Origin of the sequence: Gluconacetobacter diazotrophicus PA1 5 (assembly GCF_000067045.1) — a bacterium.
Lineage (GTDB): Bacteria > Pseudomonadota > Alphaproteobacteria > Acetobacterales > Acetobacteraceae > Gluconacetobacter > Gluconacetobacter diazotrophicus.
Genome location: NC_010125.1, coordinates 2,540,520 through 2,557,935, shown reverse-complemented (window position 1 = coordinate 2,557,935; position 17,416 = coordinate 2,540,520). Strand labels below are relative to the sequence as shown.

Annotated in this window: 15 protein-coding genes; 14 read left to right on the top strand and 1 reads right to left on the bottom strand. The window is 68.9% G+C overall.

Features of this window, described 5'->3' with window-relative positions; all coding sequences use genetic code 11:
* From nuoG to GDI_RS11680, 14 genes are all read left to right on the top strand, one after another.
* A complete protein-coding gene (gene nuoG, locus GDI_RS11745) occupies positions 1 to 2,691 on the top strand; it encodes an NADH-quinone oxidoreductase subunit NuoG (RefSeq protein WP_012226473.1) in 2,691 nt (896 codons plus the stop codon).
* Positions 2,688 to 3,644, top strand: coding sequence for an NADH-quinone oxidoreductase subunit NuoH (nuoH, locus tag GDI_RS11740; protein WP_012226472.1), 957 nt, complete (start codon positions 2,688 to 2,690; stop codon positions 3,642 to 3,644). Before nuoG ends, nuoH begins: the two co-directional genes overlap by 4 nt.
* A gap of 10 nt (positions 3,645 to 3,654) precedes the next feature.
* Positions 3,655 to 4,167, top strand: coding sequence for an NADH-quinone oxidoreductase subunit NuoI (nuoI, locus tag GDI_RS11735; protein WP_012553305.1), 513 nt, complete (start codon positions 3,655 to 3,657; stop codon positions 4,165 to 4,167).
* Positions 4,168 to 4,178: 11 nt separating this feature from the next.
* Positions 4,179 to 4,676 carry an NADH-quinone oxidoreductase subunit J gene (gene nuoJ, locus GDI_RS11730; RefSeq protein WP_012553304.1) on the top strand — a complete coding sequence of 166 codons (498 nt, stop codon included), beginning with the start codon at positions 4,179 to 4,181 and terminating at the stop codon, positions 4,674 to 4,676.
* On the top strand, positions 4,673 to 4,987 hold the full coding sequence (nuoK, locus tag GDI_RS11725) for an NADH-quinone oxidoreductase subunit NuoK (RefSeq protein ID WP_012226469.1): 315 nt from the start codon (positions 4,673 to 4,675) through the stop codon (positions 4,985 to 4,987). Before nuoJ ends, nuoK begins: the two co-directional genes overlap by 4 nt.
* Positions 4,988 to 4,992: 5 nt before the next feature.
* A complete protein-coding gene (gene nuoL / locus GDI_RS11720) occupies positions 4,993 to 6,870 on the top strand; it encodes an NADH-quinone oxidoreductase subunit L (protein ID WP_012226468.1) in 1,878 nt (625 codons plus the stop codon).
* Positions 6,867 to 8,348 carry a complex I subunit 4 family protein gene (locus GDI_RS11715; protein ID WP_012226467.1) on the top strand — a complete coding sequence of 494 codons (1,482 nt, stop codon included), beginning with the start codon at positions 6,867 to 6,869 and terminating at the stop codon, positions 8,346 to 8,348. Before nuoL ends, GDI_RS11715 begins: the two co-directional genes overlap by 4 nt.
* Before the next feature lie 11 nt (positions 8,349 to 8,359).
* Positions 8,360 to 9,826: an NADH-quinone oxidoreductase subunit N gene (locus GDI_RS11710; RefSeq protein ID WP_231854100.1), complete on the top strand. Its 1,467-nt coding sequence runs from the start codon at positions 8,360 to 8,362 to the stop codon at positions 9,824 to 9,826.
* A 60-nt stretch (positions 9,827 to 9,886) separates the two neighbouring features.
* A complete protein-coding gene (locus tag GDI_RS11705; RefSeq protein WP_012553303.1) occupies positions 9,887 to 10,339 on the top strand; it encodes a CBS domain-containing protein in 453 nt (150 codons plus the stop codon).
* A 298-nt stretch (positions 10,340 to 10,637) separates the two neighbouring features.
* Positions 10,638 to 12,239: a flavin monoamine oxidase family protein gene (locus GDI_RS11700; protein WP_012226463.1), complete on the top strand. Its 1,602-nt coding sequence runs from the start codon at positions 10,638 to 10,640 to the stop codon at positions 12,237 to 12,239.
* Positions 12,239 to 12,658 (top strand): c-type cytochrome, encoded by a 420-nt coding sequence (locus tag GDI_RS11695; protein ID WP_012226462.1) that lies wholly within the window; start codon positions 12,239 to 12,241, stop codon positions 12,656 to 12,658. Before GDI_RS11700 ends, GDI_RS11695 begins: the two co-directional genes overlap by 1 nt.
* An 11-nt stretch (positions 12,659 to 12,669) precedes the next feature.
* Entirely contained in the window at positions 12,670 to 13,170 is a 501-nt protein-coding gene (locus tag GDI_RS11690; RefSeq protein WP_012226461.1) for a RidA family protein, read from the top strand.
* A 551-nt stretch (positions 13,171 to 13,721) separates the two neighbouring features.
* Complete coding sequence (locus GDI_RS11685) at positions 13,722 to 14,315, top strand: ABC transporter ATP-binding protein (RefSeq protein WP_012553299.1); 594 nt, start codon at positions 13,722 to 13,724, stop codon at positions 14,313 to 14,315.
* Positions 14,312 to 15,106 carry an ABC transporter permease gene (locus tag GDI_RS11680; RefSeq protein WP_012226458.1) on the top strand — a complete coding sequence of 265 codons (795 nt, stop codon included), beginning with the start codon at positions 14,312 to 14,314 and terminating at the stop codon, positions 15,104 to 15,106. Before GDI_RS11685 ends, GDI_RS11680 begins: the two co-directional genes overlap by 4 nt.
* Positions 15,107 to 15,137: 31 nt before the next feature.
* On the opposite strand, the gene GDI_RS11675 is transcribed toward GDI_RS11680, so the two are convergent.
* Positions 15,138 to 17,351 carry a malate synthase G gene (locus GDI_RS11675; protein WP_012226457.1) on the bottom strand — a complete coding sequence of 738 codons (2,214 nt, stop codon included), beginning with the start codon at positions 17,349 to 17,351 and terminating at the stop codon, positions 15,138 to 15,140.
* Between the last annotated feature and the right edge of the window lie 65 nt (positions 17,352 to 17,416).

Below are 17,416 nucleotides of genomic sequence, written 5' to 3'. Positions count from 1 at the left end.
ATGGCCACGATCCGGATCGACGGACGAGACTGCCCCGCCCGGCTGGATGAAAACCTGCTGCAGGCGTGCCTGGAAAGCGGCGCGGACCTGCCCTATTTCTGCTGGCATCCCGAACTGGGGTCGGTCGGGGCGTGCCGGCAATGCGCGGTGCGGCAGTTCGCGGGCCCCGACGACACGCGCGGGCGGATCGTCATGGCGTGCATGACGCCGGTCACCGATGGTGCGATCCTGTCGATCGAGGATCAGGAGGCACGGGACTTCCGTGCCGGGGTCATCGAATGGCTGATGACCAACCACCCCCATGACTGCCCGGTCTGCGCCGAGGGCGGCGAATGCCACCTGCAGGACATGACGGTCATGACCGGCCATGCCGCGCGGCGCTATCGCTTCCCCAAGCGCACGCATCGCAACCAGGACCTGGGCCCCTTCGTCCGGCACGAGATGAACCGCTGCATCGCCTGCTATCGCTGCGTGCGCTTCTATCGCGACTATGCCGGCGGCACCGACCTGGCGGCGTTCGGCGCGCATAACGACGTCTATTTCGGCCGCGCCGCCGGCGGCGTGCTGGAAAGCGGCTTCGCCGGCAACCTGGTGGAAATCTGTCCGACCGGCGTGTTCACCGACAAGCCTTTCACGTCGGTCTATGTCCGCAAATGGGACATGGACGGTGCGCCGTCGGTCTGCCCCCATTGCGCGGTCGGCTGCAATACCATCGTCAACGCGCGCCAGGGCTCGGTACGGCGGGTGATCAACCGCTACCACGACGCGGTCAATCGCTATTTCCTGTGCGACCGGGGGCGGTTCGGCCATGGCTTCGCGCAGGCGCCGTCCCGCCCGCGCGTCCCCCTGCGCCGGGTGGACGGACAGCAGGCGGTCGCGGCCGTGCGCGACGTGCTGGACCGGTTCGCGGACATGGCGGCGGACGGGCCGGTGGTGGGCATCGGCTCGGCGCGCGCGTCGGTCGAGGCGAATTTCGCCCTGCGCAACCTGGTGGGTCCGGCGGGATTTTCCACCGGCCTGACGGGGGCGGAACACGACCTGGCCTGCGCGCTGCCGAACCTGCTGCGCGCCACGCCGGCGCGCAATCCCACCCTGCACGACATGGAACGCGCCGATGCCGTCCTGATCCTGGGCGAGGACGTGGCGGCGACCGCCCCGCGTGTCGCGCTGGCGCTGCGCCAGGCGGTGCGCCAGCCGGATTACGGCGCCGCCGACGCGGCCAAGGTCCCGCGCTGGATGGACGCCGCCGCGCGCACCATGGGCACCGGCCTGCGCGTGCCGCTGTTCGTGCTGACGCCCGGCGCCACCGGCCTGGACGACATTGCCGAGGGCATAAGGCGCGCGGCCCCCGACGACATCGCGCGGCTGGGCTTCGCCATCGCGCACCGGATCGACATGAACGCGCCCGAGGTCGCGGACCTGACCGAGGACGAGGCCGCCCTGGCGGACCGGATCGCGCGGGCCCTGTCCGCCGCCGGCCGGCCGCTGATCGTCACCGGGTCGCACTACGGCATGGCGGCGCTGCCGCACGCCGCCGCCAACATCGCGACCGCCCTGGCCCATGCGGGGCGCGACGTGGCCCTGTCGGTGATGCAGCCGGACTGCAACAGCATGGGCGTGGCGCTGCTGGGCGGGGTCAGCCTGGACGCGGTGGCCGGCATGGTGCGGGCGGGCGGGATCGGCACGCTGGTGGTGATGGAAAACGACCTGACCCGCCGCATGGCGCCGGACGCGCTGGAGGCCCTGCTGGCGGGTGTGCGGCATCTGGTGGTCATCGACCATGTCGCGACGCAACTGATGGCGCGGGCGGATATCGTGCTGCCCTCCGCCGCGTTTTCGGAATGCGCCGGCACGCTGGTCAGTGCCGAGGGACGGGCCCAGCGTTTCCTGCCCGTGCTGTCGCCCGACCGGCCCATCCAGGCGGCATGGCGCTGGGCGCGCGACCTGGCCCGCGCGGTGGGGCGTGATCCGGGCTGGGCCGACCTGGATTCGATCGTCGCCGCGATCGGCACGTCCTGCCCGGCCCTGGCCGGGATCGGGGCCGCCGCGCCGGATGCGTCCTATCGGCTGGACGGACAGCGCGTGCGTTCGGCGCCCCCGCGTTTCGACGGGCGTACCGCGATGCGCGCCCAGGTCAGCGTGCGCGACCGGCCGCCGGTGGCCAACCCGGACACGCCGCTCTCCCCGTCGATGGAGGGATCGTACGGGGCGGACATGCCGGGGGCGCTGGTTCCGTACTATCAGCAGCCGGGATGGAATTCGGTCCAGGCGCTGAACCGCTTCCAGCAGGAAATCGGCGGCCCGATGCGCGGCGGCGACGCGGGAGTCCGCCTGCTGGATGGCGACATGCCGGCCGCGCCTGCCTGGCACGCCGACATTCCCCCCCGTTTCGTGCCGTCCACGGACCGCATCCTGCTGCTGCCGCAGGAACTGCTGTTCGGAACCGAGGAACTGAGCACGCTGTCGCCGCCGGTCGCCGCGCGGGCGGAACCGATGGTGCTGCGCGTGGGCACGGACTGGCCGGCGGATGCCACTCTGCTGCTCGCGGGGCAGGCGATCGGCCTGCCGGTGGTGCGGGATGCGGCGGTGCCGCCCGGGGTCGCGCTGTGTCCGGCGCATGCGGGCGGGGCGCAGGGTATCGTCAGTCCCGTCTGGGCCGATATCGGGCATGCGGGCGGGGACGCGTCATGATCGTTCCCATGCCCGCCATCATTGCCGTCACGCTGGTGGTCCTGCTGGGGCTGGCGACGGCGCTGACGTGGGTCGAGCGGCGCCTGCTGGGCGTGTGGCAGGACCGCTACGGGCCCAACCGCGTCGGGCCCGGCGGCGTTCTGCAGGCCGTGGCCGACGGCATCAAGATCCTGTTCAAGCAGGACTGGATTCCGCCGTTCGCCGACCGGGCCGTGTTCGTCCTGGCGCCGACCATCGGCATGATGACGGTGCTGCTGTCCTTCGCGGTCATCCCCGTCACCGCGTGGTGGAGCGTCGCCGCCGGGCTGAATGTCGGGCTGCTGTTCGTCTTCGCCGCCATGGGGATGGGGGTCTATTCCGTGGTGCTGGCGGGCTGGGCGTCGAACAGCAAATACGCCCTGCTGGGCGGGCTGCGGGCGGCGGCGCAGATGATCAGCTACGAAGTGTTCATGGGCCTGTCCGCCCTGGGCGTGGTCATGGCGGCGCATTCGTTCAGCCTGCGCGACATCGTGCTGGCGCAGTCGGGCCTGTGGTTCGTCATCCCGCAGGCACTGGGCTGCGTCGTGTTCCTGCTGGCCGGAATCGCGGAAACCCATCGCCTGCCGTTCGATCTTCCGGAAGGCGAGAACGAACTGGGGGCCGGATTCCATACCGAATATTCGGGCATGAAGTTCGGCATGTTCTTCCTGGCGGAATATGCGGGCATCGTCCTGATCTCGGCCCTGGTGGCGACGTTGTACCTGGGCGGATGGCAGGGGCCGGTCCTGCCCGGGGGGCTGTGGTTCGCGCTGAAGACCGGGGTGCTGACCGGCCTGTTCATCCTGCTGCGCGCGGCGCTGCCGCGCCTGCGCTACGACCAGTTGATGGTGCTGGGCTGGAAGGTCCTGCTGCCGCTTTCCTTGCTCAATATCGTTGCGACCGGCGCGGTGCTGCTGCTGCGCGCGCCGGGATAGGGGGCCCGCGATGTTCGATATCCTGCGCACGCTGTGGCTGACCTTCCGGCACATGACCCATCGCCGGGTCACGGTGGGCTATCCCGAGACCAAGCCGCCGCTGCCGCCGCGCTATCGCGGGCGCATCATCCTGTCGCGCGATCCCGACGGGCAGGAACGCTGCGTCGCCTGCGGCCTGTGCGCCGTGGCCTGCCCGGTGGACTGCATCAGTCTGCAGAAAACGGAACAGGACGGGCGCTGGTACCCGGATTATTTCCGTATCAATTTTTCCCGCTGCATCTTCTGCGGATTCTGCGAGGAAGCCTGCCCGACCTACGCGATTCAGCTGACCCCCGATTTCGAGATGAGCGAATATGTCCGCCCCAGCCTGGTCTATGAAAAGGAGGACCTGCTGATTTCGGGAACCGGGAAATATCCCGATTACAGCTTCTATCTCGTGTCCGGCGTGACGATCCCGGGCAAGGACAAGGGGGAAGCGGAACGCGAATCCCCGCCAGTCGACGTGCGCAGCCTGATGCCCTGAGGGTGATGGACATGAATGTCTCCTTCGCCCTGTCCGCGCTGGTGGTCGTGCTGGCCGCCTTCATGACGGTCACGCGCGCGAATGCCGTGCACGCGCTGCTGTACCTGGTCGTGCTGCTGCTGGCGCTGGCCGGCATCTTTTTCCAGTTGGGCGCGCCTTTCGCGGCCATGCTGGAAGTCATCATCTATGCCGGCGCCATCATGGTCCTGTTCGTATTCGTGGTCATGATGCTCAACCTGGGGGCGACGGACCAGCGGCGCGAACGGGCGTGGATCGTGCCGCGCGTGTGGATCGGCCCGGTCCTGCTGGCCGGTGTCCTGCTGGCGGCGCTGCTGCGTGCGCTGGCCGTGACCGCGCCGGCGGGCGGCGGCGGCCCCATCGGTCCGGCGCAGGTGGGGCTGGTGTTGTACGGGCCCTATGCGCTGACGGTCGAACTGGCGTCGTTCCTGCTTCTGGCCGGGCTGGCCAGCGCCTTTCGCATCGGCCGCCATCTTCAGGGGGGGGAATGATCATGCGCCCCACCCCGGACATGGCGATGCTGCTGGCCGCCGGCCTGTTCGCGCTGGGGCTGCTGGGTGTCCTGGTGCGGCGCAACCTGCTGTTCATGCTGATGTCCATTGAAATCATGCTGAATGCGGCGGCGCTGGCCTTCGTCGCGGCCGGAACGCGCTGGCATGCGGCGGAGGGGCAGGTGATGTTCCTGATGATCCTGTCCCTGGCGGCGGCCGAGGCCGCGATCGGGCTGGCGATCCTGCTGCGGATGCACCAGGCGGGGCGGCCGACCCTGGACGCCGATACCGGCAACCGCCTGAAGGGATAGCGATCATGACCGCGCTGCCGCCGCTGATCGTCCTGTGCCCGCTCCTGGCCGCCACGATCCTGTTCCTGTTTCCCCTGTTCCTGCGGTCGGGCCGTATGTCCACCCGCGCGGCCTGCATCATTGCCGCCGGGGCGCTGGGCCTGTCGGCGCTGCTGACCGGATGGCTGGCGGTGGACCTGCTGCCCGCGCCCCATCCGGCCCTGCGGATCGTGCTGTGGCAGTGGATGCGCGTGGACGGGTTCGACGCGCATGTGTCGTTCGCGGTCGATCCGCTGTCGCTCGTGATGATGCTGGTCGTGACCGGGATCGGGTTCCTGATCCACCTGTATGCGTGCGGATATATGTGGGACGACCCCGATATCGCACGATTCTTCGGCGGCATGACGCTGTTCGTCGCCGCCATGCTGGTACTGGTCCTGTCGTCCGACCTGCTGTGCCTCTATGTGGGGTGGGAGGGCGTGGGCCTGTGTTCCTACCTGCTGATCGGCTTCTGGTACCGCGAGGTCGCGAACGGCGCCGCCGCGCGCAAGGCCTTCATCGTCACGCGGATCGGCGACGTGCTGCTGCTGTGCGGGCTGCTGCTGCTGGCGACGCGCGCGGGCAGCCTGGACATCGACCGCGTGCTGGACGCCACGCGCTTCCTGCGCGGCCCGGGCGCCGAACTGGTGGCGCTGCTGCTGCTGTGCGGCGCGGTGGCCAAGTCGGCGCAGGTTCCGTTCCAGATCTGGCTGCCCGACGCCATGGCCGGTCCCACGCCGGTTTCGGCCCTGATCCACGCGGCGACGATGGTGACGGCCGGGGTCTACCTGATCGCGCGGCTGCATGCGCTGTTCGAGCCGGCGCCGGTGGTGATGGGGGTGATCTCGGTCGTGGGGCTGGTGACGCTGCTGCTGGCGGGGGGCAGCGCCCTGGTCCAGACGGATATCAAGCGTATCCTGGCCTATTCCACCATCAGCCAGCTTGGCTACATGTTCCTGGCGCTGGGCACCGGGGCGTGGGGGGCCGCGATCTTCCACCTGGTGACGCATGCGATGTTCAAGGCGCTGCTGTTCATGGCGGCGGGCGCGGTGATCCTGCGCATGCATCACCAGCAGGATATCTTTCACATGGGCGGGCTGCGGCGGGCGATGCCGGGCGTCTTCGCCGCCTTCGTGGCGGGGGCGGCGGCGCTGGCGGGCGTGCCGCTGGTCTCCGCCGGGTTCTACAGCAAGGAAGCGATCCTGCAGGGCGCGTGGGACAGTTCCCCCCTGCTGTGGGCGGGGGCGCTGCTGGGGGCGTTCCTGACCGGGCTGTACAGTTTCCGCTGCGTCTTCATCGTCTTCCTGGGCGCGCCGCGCGGCACCGCGACGGGCAGCACCGGCTGGTCGATGGCGGTGCCGCTGGCGTGCCTGTCCGTCCTGGCGGTCGTCGGCGGGATGATCGAAATGCCCGATGTCATCGCGCCGGTGCACCTGCTGTCGCACCTGCTGGCGCCGGTGCTGGGCGGGGCCGAGGCGGAATCGGGCGGCGAGGGTGGTCGTGCGTTGCTGGCGGCCGGGTCCCTGGCGCCGCTGGCCGGGATCGCGCTGGCCTGGGTGTTCTGGCAACCGGGACGTGTGCCGCAGCCGGCCTCCGGCGTGCTGGCGGGGCTGGCGCGGGCGGGGTGGGGGTTCGATGCGGCGTACGGCGTGCTGGTGGTGCGCCCGTTCACCGCCCTGGGCCGGTGGATGAAGCGGGACGTGTTCGACATCCTGCCCGACCTGCTGGCGGCGGGGGCCGTCTGGGGCGGCAAGGCACTGGGACTGATGCAGGACGGCCAGGTCCGGCGCTATGCCGGGTGGCTGGCCGTGGGTACGGCGGTCGCCCTGTGCCTGGCGGTGCAGCCATGGGGGGGACGGCCATGATCGCGTTGCCGGCCCTGGTCCTGCTGCCGCTGGCCGGCGGGACGGCGGCGTGGCTGGCCGGACGCGGCGCCGGCCCGCGCGGGCCGTGGCGCGTGACGCTGGCCACGCTGGCGCTGCTGACCCTGCTGCTGCTGTACATCACCTGGCGTGCGTACTGGCACGCCCCGGCGGGCGGCGGGCCGTGGCTGGCGCATTTCGCCGTGCCGTGGATTCCCGCCCTGGGCATCGCGGTGCGCTGCGACCTGGACGGGCTGGGGCTGGTTATGCTGTGGCTGACGGTGGTGCTGTCCTGGCCGTGCGTGCTGCTGGCCTCGCGCGATATCGGGCCGGGGGCCGGGGTGTTTCACCTGCTGCTGCTGGCGACGGTCGCGGGGGTGGACGGCGTGTTCATCGCGACCGACCTGTTTCTGTTCTTCTTCTTCTGGGAACTGATGCTGGTACCGCTCTATGTCCTGATCACCGGCTGGGGGCACGAGGACCGGGCGCGCGCGGCCATCAAGTTCTTCCTGTTCACCCAGGGCAGCGGCCTGCTGATGCTGCTGTCCATCCTGGGTCTGGCCATCGCGCATTTTCGCCAGACCGGGGTCCTGACCTTCGATTATTTCGCCCTGGCGGGCACGATGCTGGCGCCGGGCGTGGCGCTGGCGCTGGCGTCGGGGTTCTTCGTCGCCTTCGCGGTGAAGCTGCCGGTGGTGCCGCTGCATGTCTGGCTGCCCGACACCCACACCCAGGCCCCCACGGCGGGCAGCGTGCTGCTGGCCGGGGTGCTGCTGAAGACCGGCGGTTACGGGCTGATCCGCTTCGTCGCGCTGCTGTTTCCCGACGCCGCGTCACGGCTGGCGCCGCTGGCGCTGGTGCTGGGGGTGGCGGGCGTCCTGTACGGCGCGATGCAGGCACTGGTGCAGGACGACCTGAAACGGCTGATCGCCTATAGCAGCGTCAGCCATCTGGGGTTCGTCCTGATGGGGGTTTTCTCGGGCTCGGCCCTGGGGATGGAAGGGGCGGTGGTGCAGATGCTGGCCCATGGGCTGAGCACCGGCGCGCTGTTCGTCATCGCCGGGGCGCTGCAGGACCGGCTGCATACCCGCGACCTGCGCCGCATGGGCGGATTGTGGGCGGTGATGCCGCATCTGTCCGCCATGGGGCTGGTCTTCGCGGTGGCGTCGCTGGGCCTGCCGGGCCTGGGCAATTTCGTGGGCGAATTCCTGGTGCTGCTGGCGACGTGGCGCATCAGTCCGCTGCTGGCCGTCCTGGCGGCGTCGGGGCTGGTCCTGTCCGCGCTGTACGGCCTGACCATGGTCAGCCGGGCCTTCCAGGGTCCCCTTCCGGTGGACGGGGTCCGGGGGGCCGGCGATTTCGGGGCGCGGCACATGGCGGTACTGGGCGGCACGGTCGCGCTGCTGATCGGCCTGGGCCTGTGCCCGCAGCCGGTGCTGGACCTGTCGCAGCCCGCCCGCCCGACGGTGTCCGCGCCATGACTCATGACGCCATGACCATATTGCCCGCCATGCCGCCGCCCGTGCTGGTCCTGGGGGCCGGCATCCTGGCCCTGCTGGCCTGCCTGGCATGGCGGCGCGCGGCCATGGGATGGGTGGCCGCCGGCACGCTGGTCCTGGCGCTGGCCAGCCTGGCCTTCGCCGGTGCGGGCGGCCCGCCCGTCGCGGACGGGGCCGCCCTGTTCGCGGCCGATGGGTGGTTCGTCTATGGCGCCGGGCTGATCGTGCTGTCGTCGGGCGGCGTGCTGGCCATGGCGTGGCGCCGCCTGGGGGATGACGGCGCGGGCGAGGGGCACCTGCTGCTGCTGCTGGGCACGCTGGGCGCCGTGATCGTGGCGGGCAGCGCGAACATGATCGCGCTGTTCCTGGGGCTGGAAACGCTCAGCCTGTCCCTGCCGGGGCTGGTCGCCTACCGGCCCGGCCGGCCGGAAGCGGTCGAGGCCGCGATGAAATACCTGATGCTGTCCGGTGTCTCGACCGCGATCCTGCTGTTCGGACTGGCATTGTCCTACGACCAGGGCGGCACGCTGCGCTTCGCCGCGCTGGATGGCGGGGCGCATGGAATCCTGGGGCTGGCGGCCAGCATCATGGTCCTGACGGGCCTGTTCTTCAAACTGTCGGTCGTGCCGTTCCATTTGTGGCTGCCCGACGTGATCGAGGGCGCGCCGCTGCCGGTCGCGGCCTTCATCGCCGTCGTCTCCAAGATCGCGCTGTTCGTCGCGCTGGCCCATTACGCCGCGGGCGTGGACCTGGCCGGCGCCGGACCCCTGTCCACCGAACTGACCGCGGTGGCGGTGCTGAGCATGCTGGGCGGCAACCTGCTGGCCCTGCGGCAGACCAACCTGAAGCGGCTGCTGGCGGGGTCGTCCATCGCCCATATCGGGTACCTGCTGGTGGCGCTGCTGTCGCCCGGGCCGTTCGGCGCGGGCAGCGCCGCCTTCTATCTGGCGGCCTATTCGGCGGCCACGCTGGGGGCGTTCGCGGTGTTGGGCGCGGTGGGGCAGGGTGGCGAGGACATGGCGGACCTCGATTCGTGGCGCGGCATGTTCCACCGGCATCCGGCGGTGGCCTGCGCGCTGTCCGTCATGCTGCTGTCGCTGGCGGGCATTCCCCCGGTCGCCGGCTTCTTCGCCAAGGCGTATATCGTCACGGCGGGCATGTCGGCCCACCGCACGGTCCTGTTGGCGGCCCTGATCGTGGGCAGCGTCATCGGCCTGTACTATTACCTGAACGTGGCGCGGGTCATGATGGCGTCCGCGCCGGGCGTCCTGCCGCGCGAAGGCGCCCCGGCGGGGCGCGGACAGGCCGGCCTGGTCGCGGTGCTGGCGGTGGTCGTGGTGATGATCGGCCTGCTGCCCGGCCCGCTGGTGCGGTGGAGCGGCGCGCTGGTCGCGGCGGCGGGGTCTCACGAATTTCTGTTCGCCGCCGCCCACGTGCCGGGCACCGTCCCCTTCCGTTAGCCGTCCGGCTTGCCACATCACCCTTGCGCGCCCCCGATCGGGGACGCGGGAGGATGCATCATGACGGCTTCTGTTCTTCAGGTGCTGGACCGCAAGGGCCATCACGTCACGACGGTGCGCGAGGATATGAACGTGGCCGACGTCGCACGCCTGCTCAGCGACCGGCGCATCGGCGGGGTTCCGGTGCTGGACGCGGCGGGCGTGCTGGTCGGGCTGGTGTCGGAACGCGCGCTGGTCGGCGCGCTATCGCGGTACGGGGCGGATTTCGCGCGGCTGCGGGCGGAGGACGTGATGATGCGCAACGTCCCCACGACGTCGCTGGACGAGGATATCGTCGCGGTCGCGCGCCGGATGACCGGACGGCGGGCCCGGCACGTCCCGGTGCTGGAAAACGGCGCGGTGGTCGGCCTGGTCAGCATCGGCGACCTCGTCAAGTTCCGGATCGAGGAAGCCCGCCACGCCGCGACCTCCGGCCGGAACTACATTATCGGCAACACGGACCACGCCGCCTGACATGATTCGATACCGAGACATTTTTTTGTTTCGTTGTGGCATTTGAATCACGATATCCCCCAGGCGCGCCCGGGACGTGCGGCTTCGAAAGCAGCGGTGAAACAAGGTGTCTTCGCGATGCGGGCCGGTACCGGGCGCCGGCGGAGGCGGAAAAAACCATTACGGTATGGAACCCAGATGATTGCCCCGGCGCGACGGAAGGCTGTAACAAGGTGGCTCACCGGCACAAGACGGGCGTGCCGTCCGGCTGTCACCTTATCTGTTGCATGCTCCTGCAACGTCTTCTGGGGAAGCTTTTATGACGAATGCTTTTCGGCGTCCGGCGGCTACGCGCCGTCAGATGCTGACCCGAATCGGCATATTGGGGGGCAGTGCCGCCCTCTATCAGGCGATGACCAGCCTGGGCCACGCCGCCGGCACCGATTTCAGCGGCCCGCCCGTCCTGACCGGGGCCAAGCGCGGAACCCGGGTTCTGGTGCTGGGGGCCGGCCTGGCCGGGATGCTGGCGGCCTATGAACTGCGCAAGGCGGGCTATCAGGTCCGCATCCTGGAATTCCAGAATCGCAGCGGCGGGCGCAATATTTCGCTGCGTGGCGGCGACACGCTGACGGAACTGGGCGGCGCGACCCAGAAGGTCCAGTTCGCCCCGGGCAACTACATCAACCCCGGCCCGTGGCGCATTCCATACCATCACCAGGGCCTGCTGCATTACTGCAAGGCGTTCGGTGTCGAACTGGAACCGTTCGTCGAACTGAACCATAATTCCTGGCTGCATACCTCGGACGCCTTCGGCGGCAAGGCCGTGCGCTATCGTGAATTCGCGTCCGACTTCAACGGCTTCACTGCCGAACTGCTGTCCAAGGCGATCGAGCAGCACAAACTGGACGATGTCGTTTCGGCCGACGAACGCGCCCATGTCGCCACGGCGATGCGCGAATGGGGCGGGCTGGACGCCAGCGGGGCCTATCGCAAGGGGGTGACCAGTTCGCTGCGGCGCGGCTTCGCGAAGCCGCAGGGCGGCGGCGTCGACGGCGCGCCGATCCCTTCGGATACGTTCGCGCGCGGCGACGTGATGCGGTCGGGCCTGTGGCAGTGGATGGCCTTCCACGAACGGCTGGACATGCAGACGACGATGTTCCAGCCCGTCGGCGGCATGGACCAGATCGGCAAGGGCTTCACCCGCCAGGTGCATGACCTGATCACCCTGAACTGCAAGGTCTCGTCGATCCACCAGGACGACCACGGGGTGACCGTGACCTATGACGACATGGCCCATGGCGGCGCCGTCCGGCAGGCCCAGGCCGATTATTGCGTCTGCACCATTCCGCTGTCGGTGCTCTCGCAGCTCGACATCCAGGTCAGCGGCCCGCTGAAGGCGGCGATCGCGGCGGTTCCCTATGCGTCGTCCGTCAAGCTGGGCCTGGAATTCAACCGCCGCTTCTGGGAGGAAGACGACCAGATCTATGGCGGCATCAGCTTCACCGACCAGCCGATCAGCCAGATCTCGTATCCCAGCCACGGCTATTTCAGCAACGGTCCGGCCGTCCTGCTGGGCGGCTACATGTTCGGGCCGGCGGCCTACGATTTCGCGGGCATGAGTCCGGCGGAGCGGATCGAGCGCGGGCTGGCGCAGGGTCAGGTCATCCATCCGAACTATCGCAAGGAATTCCGCTCGGGCGTCGCCGTGGCCTGGAGCCGCATGCCCTGGACCCTGGGGTGCTGTTCCATGTGGTCCGAGCAGGCACGCAAGACCCATTACAAGACGTTGTGCGAGGTCGATAACCGGATCGTCCTGGCCGGGGAGCATGCGTCCTATATCGGCTGCTGGCAGGAAGGCGCGATCCTGTCGTCGCTGGATGCCATCACGCGTCTGCACAAGCGTGCGCATGGGGCTGTCTGATGCGTTCCGTATTCCTGCTCCTCACCGGCCTGGCGGGCGGCGCGTTCCTCGCCCCGCAGGCCCATGCCGACAGCGCCAGCGCCGTCGTGGGCAAAATGCAGCCGCTGACGGACGGCGCCGCAATCTACCAGCATGTGTGCCAGGGCTGCCATATGCCCGACGGCAAGGGCGCCCTGGGGTCGGGCGCCCGCTTTCCGGCCCTGGCCGGGAATGCCAAGCTGGCCAACGGCGACTACCCGATCTATGTCGTGCTGAACGGTTACGGCGGCATGCCGTGGTTTTCCGGCATGCTGACCGACAAGCAGGTGTCGGACGTGGTGAACTATGTCCGCAGCCATTTCGGCAATCATTACACCGACATCGTGAAGCCGGAAGACGTTGCCGGCCAGCGCCCGGCCATTAATCCCGAACAGGAATGACAGACATGACGATGGTCAAGACAATGGCGGGCGCCGCCGCGCTGGCGGCTGTCCTGGGCGTGGGGATGGCATCCCCGACGCGGGCGGCGGATATCGTGCGCTACCCCGCCGATCATTTTCCGATCGCCACGGCGATCGAGGTCCCCCCCGGCGCCAGCACGATCTATCTGAGCGGCACGGGCGCGCAGCCGGTGAACAAGTCGGCGAAGCCGATGACGCTGGCCGCCTACGGTGACACCGAGACCCAGGTCCGTGGCGCGCTGACGCAGATTCAGGGCCAACTGGCCAAGCTGAAGCTGACGATGGGCGACGTGGTGCAGATGCACATCTACATGGTCGCCGATCCGAAGCTGGGCAAGATCGACTTCCCGGGAATGATGAAGGCCTATACCGAGTTTTTCGGAACGAAGGCGCAGCCGAACCTGCCGACGCGCTCGGCGTTCGAGGTCGCGCACCTGGCCAACCCCGGCTGGCTGGTCGAAATCGAGGTCACGGCCGTTCGCGCGCACTGATCGCGGTTCCGATATCGTCACGAAATCGTCACAATTGGCCGGCATCGTGGTCTTGCGATGTCCGGCTGTTTCGATCCGGGGCGGCGGAAAGCCGCCACGGTAGCGGAACTTTTGCCGCCGGGCATGGTTGAATCAGGCATTTCCACGGGAGATCCAGCCATGCAGCCAGAGAACAGAGTCGATTCTGACCGGTCCTCCTCCGCGCAGGATCAGGTTAAATCCGCACCGTCCCGCGGTTATCCCCCCGTCGCGGATTCCCTGTGTTTCGAAACCGTGCCGCTCGGCACGCCCAGGGCGCATCGGCCGCCTGCCGAATCATAAGATCTCGTAACGGTTTTTTCCTGTCGTGTGGTTGGGTCCCACGGCAGGAAAATGACCCGATCGCGATCCGCTCCTGGGCAATCGACTGAATCCGGCTTCCAGACGGCCTCTTTTCGTCTATCTGGTATTCTGGTCCGTCCAGAAAACAGGTCGATTGCATTACAGTGTTTGAACCGTCTTCTTTCCCGCCATGTGGCGGTACCCTCCCTCGTGGGATCGCCCCACGCGGGTTGTCGGTGCGCGGGTTATGTAATCCGCATGCGGGGCCGGTCGATTTCGATGTGCCGGGCGGTGCCTGCCTGGTCCTGACCGGCATGTCGGGCGCCGGCAAGACGGTGCTGTTGCGCATGATCGCAGACCTGGACCCCCATCAGGGCGACGTCGCGCTGGACGGCAGGCTGTGCCGTGCGATGCCGGCCCATCTGTGGCGCCGGCAGGTCGTATATTGTCCGGCCGAACCGGGATGGTGGTCGGATTCGGTTCTGGATCACCTGCCCGACGATGCGCGCACGCGCGACCTGCTGGCGCGGGCCGGGCTGCGCGACGGCCTGCTGCGCGATCCGCTGCACCGCCTGTCCACCGGCGAGCGGCAGCGCCTGGCCCTGGTGCGCGGCCTGCGCCAGGACCCGCGCGTGCTGCTGCTGGACGAACCCTGTTCGGCGCTGGACGAGGCGACGACGCGCAAGGTGGAAACCATCCTGCACGCCGAGAAGGCCAGGGGGGTGGCGATCGTCCTGATATCGCACGATCCGCGACAGGCCGACCGGATGGCCGACCTTCGGTGCCATATGGAGCATGGCCGCTTCGCCCGGGTGGGTTCGTGACGCCGATCCTGCTGACGACCGGGGACCTGGTCCTGGCGGGTGGCCTGATCGCCGGCTGCATCGTGGTGTCGGTCATGCTGTCGCTGGGTATTCATCGCACGCTGGCGATCGCGGCGGTGCGCATGGCCGCCCAACTGATCCTGACCGGCAGCGTGCTGGTGTTCGTGTTCGGAAAATCGTCGATCTGGCTGACCCTGCTGGTGGTGGCGTTCATGTTCGCCGCCGCGTCCTGCGAGGTCGGGTCCCGCCAACTTGTCCGCCTGACGCCGGGCTGGCATTTCGGTATCGGCGGGGTCAGTACGGCGGCCGGGACAAGTGTTGTGGTGCTGGTGGGGCTGCTGACGGCGTTGCAGCCGCACCCCTGGTACCAGGCGCGCACGGCCATCCCCATGACCGGGCTGCTGCTGGGCAATGTGATGAACGCGACCAGCCTGTCGATGAACACGCTGCTGTCCTCGGTCGTGGGCGAGCGCGCGGCGATCGAGGCCCGGATCATCCTGGGCGCGACGCGGGCCGCGGCGATGAACAGCCTGATCCGCCGGGCGATCCGCACCGCGCTGATCCCCACGCTGAACCAGATGGCGGCGGCCGGGATCGTGACCCTGCCCGGGATCATGACCGGCCAGATCCTGGCCGGCATGAATCCGCTGGAGGCATCGAAATACCAGATCGTGCTGATGAGCCTGATCGTCACCGGCAATATGATCGGCGCCGTCCTGTCGGCCGGACTGACGGCGGCACGGCTGAGCGACGCCCGCGGGCGGCTGCGGCTGGAGCATCTGCGCGCCTGACCGGCCGCCCGCCGCCCGTTCGATCACCCCGTTACGGAACGGCCCGGTCCAGTTCCGGCACCGTCCGGTTCGCCGCGGCGGCGCCGTCCTTGGCCACCCGGCGCCAGCGATGCAGCGTGGACTCGGTATAGCCGTTGGGCTGGGTCACGCCCTTGAACACCAGGTCCGACGCGGCGCGGAAGGCCGGGCCGCCTGCGTTGTCGGCCAGCGGGCGATAGCCGGGCTCGTCGCGATTCTGCCCGTCCACGATGGCGGCCATGCGGATCATGGACGCCCGGACCTCGTCTTGCGACACCACGCCATGATGCAGCCAGTTCGCGACGTGCTGCGAGGAAATGCGCAGCGTCGCGCGGTCCTCCATCAGGCCGACATCGTCCAGGTCCGGCACCTTGGAACAGCCGATGCCCATATCCACCCACCGGACGACATAACCCAGGATGCCCTGCAGGTTGTTGTCCAGTTCGGCCCGGCGCTCCGCCGCCGACCACGCCGCCGGATCGGCCAGCGGCAGGGTCATCAGCCCCTTGATGGCGGCCGGCGGCACGTTTTCCATCCGCGCCTGCACCGTCGCCACGTCGACGAAGTGAAAATGCAGCGCATGCAGCGTCGCCGCGGTGGGCGAGGGCACCCAGCCCGTATTGGCGCCCGCGCGGGGGTGGGCGATCTTCTGCGTCATCATGTCGGCCATGCGGTCCGGCATCGCCCACATGCCCTTGCCGATCTGGGCATGGTCCTTCAGCCCGCAGGCCAGGCCGATCGCGACGTTGCGCTGTTCGTATGCCGCCATCCACGGCTCGGCGCGCATGTCGGCCTTGCGCACTACGGGGCCGGCCTGCATGCAGTAATGGATCTCGTCCCCCGTGCGGTCCAGGAAGCCGGTATTGATGAACACCACCCGCTCGCGCGCGGCCTGGATGCAGGCGGCCAGGTTGGCGCTGGTCCGCCGTTCCTCGTCCATGATGCCCATCTTGATGGTGTTCGGCCCCAGGCCCAGCACCCGTTCGACGCGCGCGAACAGGGCGTCGGACAAGGCGACCTCTTCCGGCCCGTGCATCTTGGGCTTGACGATATAGATCGATCCCGTCCGGCTGTTGGTGGTGCGCGACGTTCCGCGCAGGTCGTGCAGGGCGATGACGGCGGTCACGGCGGCGTCCAGCACGCCCTCGGGCACCGGGTGGCCGCCAGTGTCCACGATCGCATCGGTGAACATGTGGTGGCCGACATTGCGGATCAGCATCAGGCTGCGCCCCGGCAGCACCAGCGGCGTGCCGTCGGGCGCGGTGTAGTGCCGGTCGGGGGCCAGGCGCCGTTCCAGCAGGCGGCCGCCCTTGCGGAACGACGCGGTCAGGGTGCCCTGCATCAGGCCCAGCCAGTTGCGATAGACCTGGATCTTGTCCTCGACATCGACCGCCGAAACGCTGTCCTCGCAATCCATGATGGTGCTGATCGCGGATTCCGCGATCACGTCGGATATCCCGGCGCGGTCCCGGCTGCCGATCGGCGATGTCGGGTCGAAGCGCAGTTCCAGATGCAGGCCGTGATTGCGCAGCAGGACCACCCGGGGCGCGTCCGGCGGTCCCTGGAATCCGGCGAACTGTGCCGGACGGCGCAGGCCGGCCGGCGGCGCGCCGTCGTCGAGCGCCGCCGTCAACCGGCCGTCCTCGACCCGATAGCGCGCGACGTCGGCGTGGCTGCCGCGCGTCAGCGGCATGATTTCGTCCAGCAGCAGCCGTACCCGCCGGATCACCCGCTCGCCGCGCTGCGTGTCATAGCCGGCGGTGGGAACGCCTTGCATGTCGTACGGCTCGGCGTCGGTGCCGTAGAACGCGTCATACAGGCTGCCCCAGCGGGCGTTGGCGGCATTCAGCGCATAGCGGGCGTTGGTGACGGGAACCACAAGCTGGGGCCCGGCGATGCGCGCGATTTCGGCATCGACGTCACGGGTGGCGATCGACACGCTCTCCGGCTCGCGCTCCAGATAGCCGACGGTGCGCAGCAGGTCGATCTGCGCGCCGACATCGCCGGGATCGAATCCGGGTGCGGTCAGCAGATGGTCCACGGCCTGCTGCAACAGGCGGCGGCGCGCCAGGGCGTTCAGGATCTTCGGCGTGAAATGGGTGACGATGTCCGACAGGCCCATCCAGAACCGGTCGGCGGAAACGCCGGTTCCCGGCAGGACTTCGTGCGTGACGAAGGCATCGAGGGCATGATGGATGCGAAGCTGGCCGATCGTGCGACGGGACATGGTCTTTCCCCTTTTCGGGCCCTTTTTCGGGTCTGTCTTCCGGTGTCTGGTCTGTGGTCGGGTCT

Bases quoted from the DNA above. Each gene is read 5' to 3' on its own strand.
- GDI_RS11700 (WP_012226463.1), top strand. From the start codon at position 10,638: ATGACGAATGCTTTTCGGCGTCCGGCGGCTACGCGCCGTCAGATGCTG.
- nuoJ (WP_012553304.1), top strand. From the start codon at position 4,179: ATGAATGTCTCCTTCGCCCTGTCCGCGCTGGTGGTCGTGCTGGCCGCC.
- GDI_RS11675 (WP_012226457.1), bottom strand. From the start codon at position 17,351: ATGTCCCGTCGCACGATCGGCCAGCTTCGCATCCATCATGCCCTCGAT.
- GDI_RS11695 (WP_012226462.1), top strand. From the start codon at position 12,239: ATGCGTTCCGTATTCCTGCTCCTCACCGGCCTGGCGGGCGGCGCGTTC.
- GDI_RS11710 (WP_231854100.1), top strand. From the start codon at position 8,360: ATGACCATATTGCCCGCCATGCCGCCGCCCGTGCTGGTCCTGGGGGCC.
- GDI_RS11715 (WP_012226467.1), top strand. From the start codon at position 6,867: ATGATCGCGTTGCCGGCCCTGGTCCTGCTGCCGCTGGCCGGCGGGACG.
- nuoK (WP_012226469.1), top strand. From the start codon at position 4,673: ATGATCATGCGCCCCACCCCGGACATGGCGATGCTGCTGGCCGCCGGC.
- nuoG (WP_012226473.1), top strand. From the start codon at position 1: ATGGCCACGATCCGGATCGACGGACGAGACTGCCCCGCCCGGCTGGAT.
- nuoL (WP_012226468.1), top strand. From the start codon at position 4,993: ATGACCGCGCTGCCGCCGCTGATCGTCCTGTGCCCGCTCCTGGCCGCC.
- GDI_RS11705 (WP_012553303.1), top strand. From the start codon at position 9,887: ATGACGGCTTCTGTTCTTCAGGTGCTGGACCGCAAGGGCCATCACGTC.
- GDI_RS11690 (WP_012226461.1), top strand. From the start codon at position 12,670: ATGGTCAAGACAATGGCGGGCGCCGCCGCGCTGGCGGCTGTCCTGGGC.
- nuoI (WP_012553305.1), top strand. From the start codon at position 3,655: ATGTTCGATATCCTGCGCACGCTGTGGCTGACCTTCCGGCACATGACC.
- nuoH (WP_012226472.1), top strand. From the start codon at position 2,688: ATGATCGTTCCCATGCCCGCCATCATTGCCGTCACGCTGGTGGTCCTG.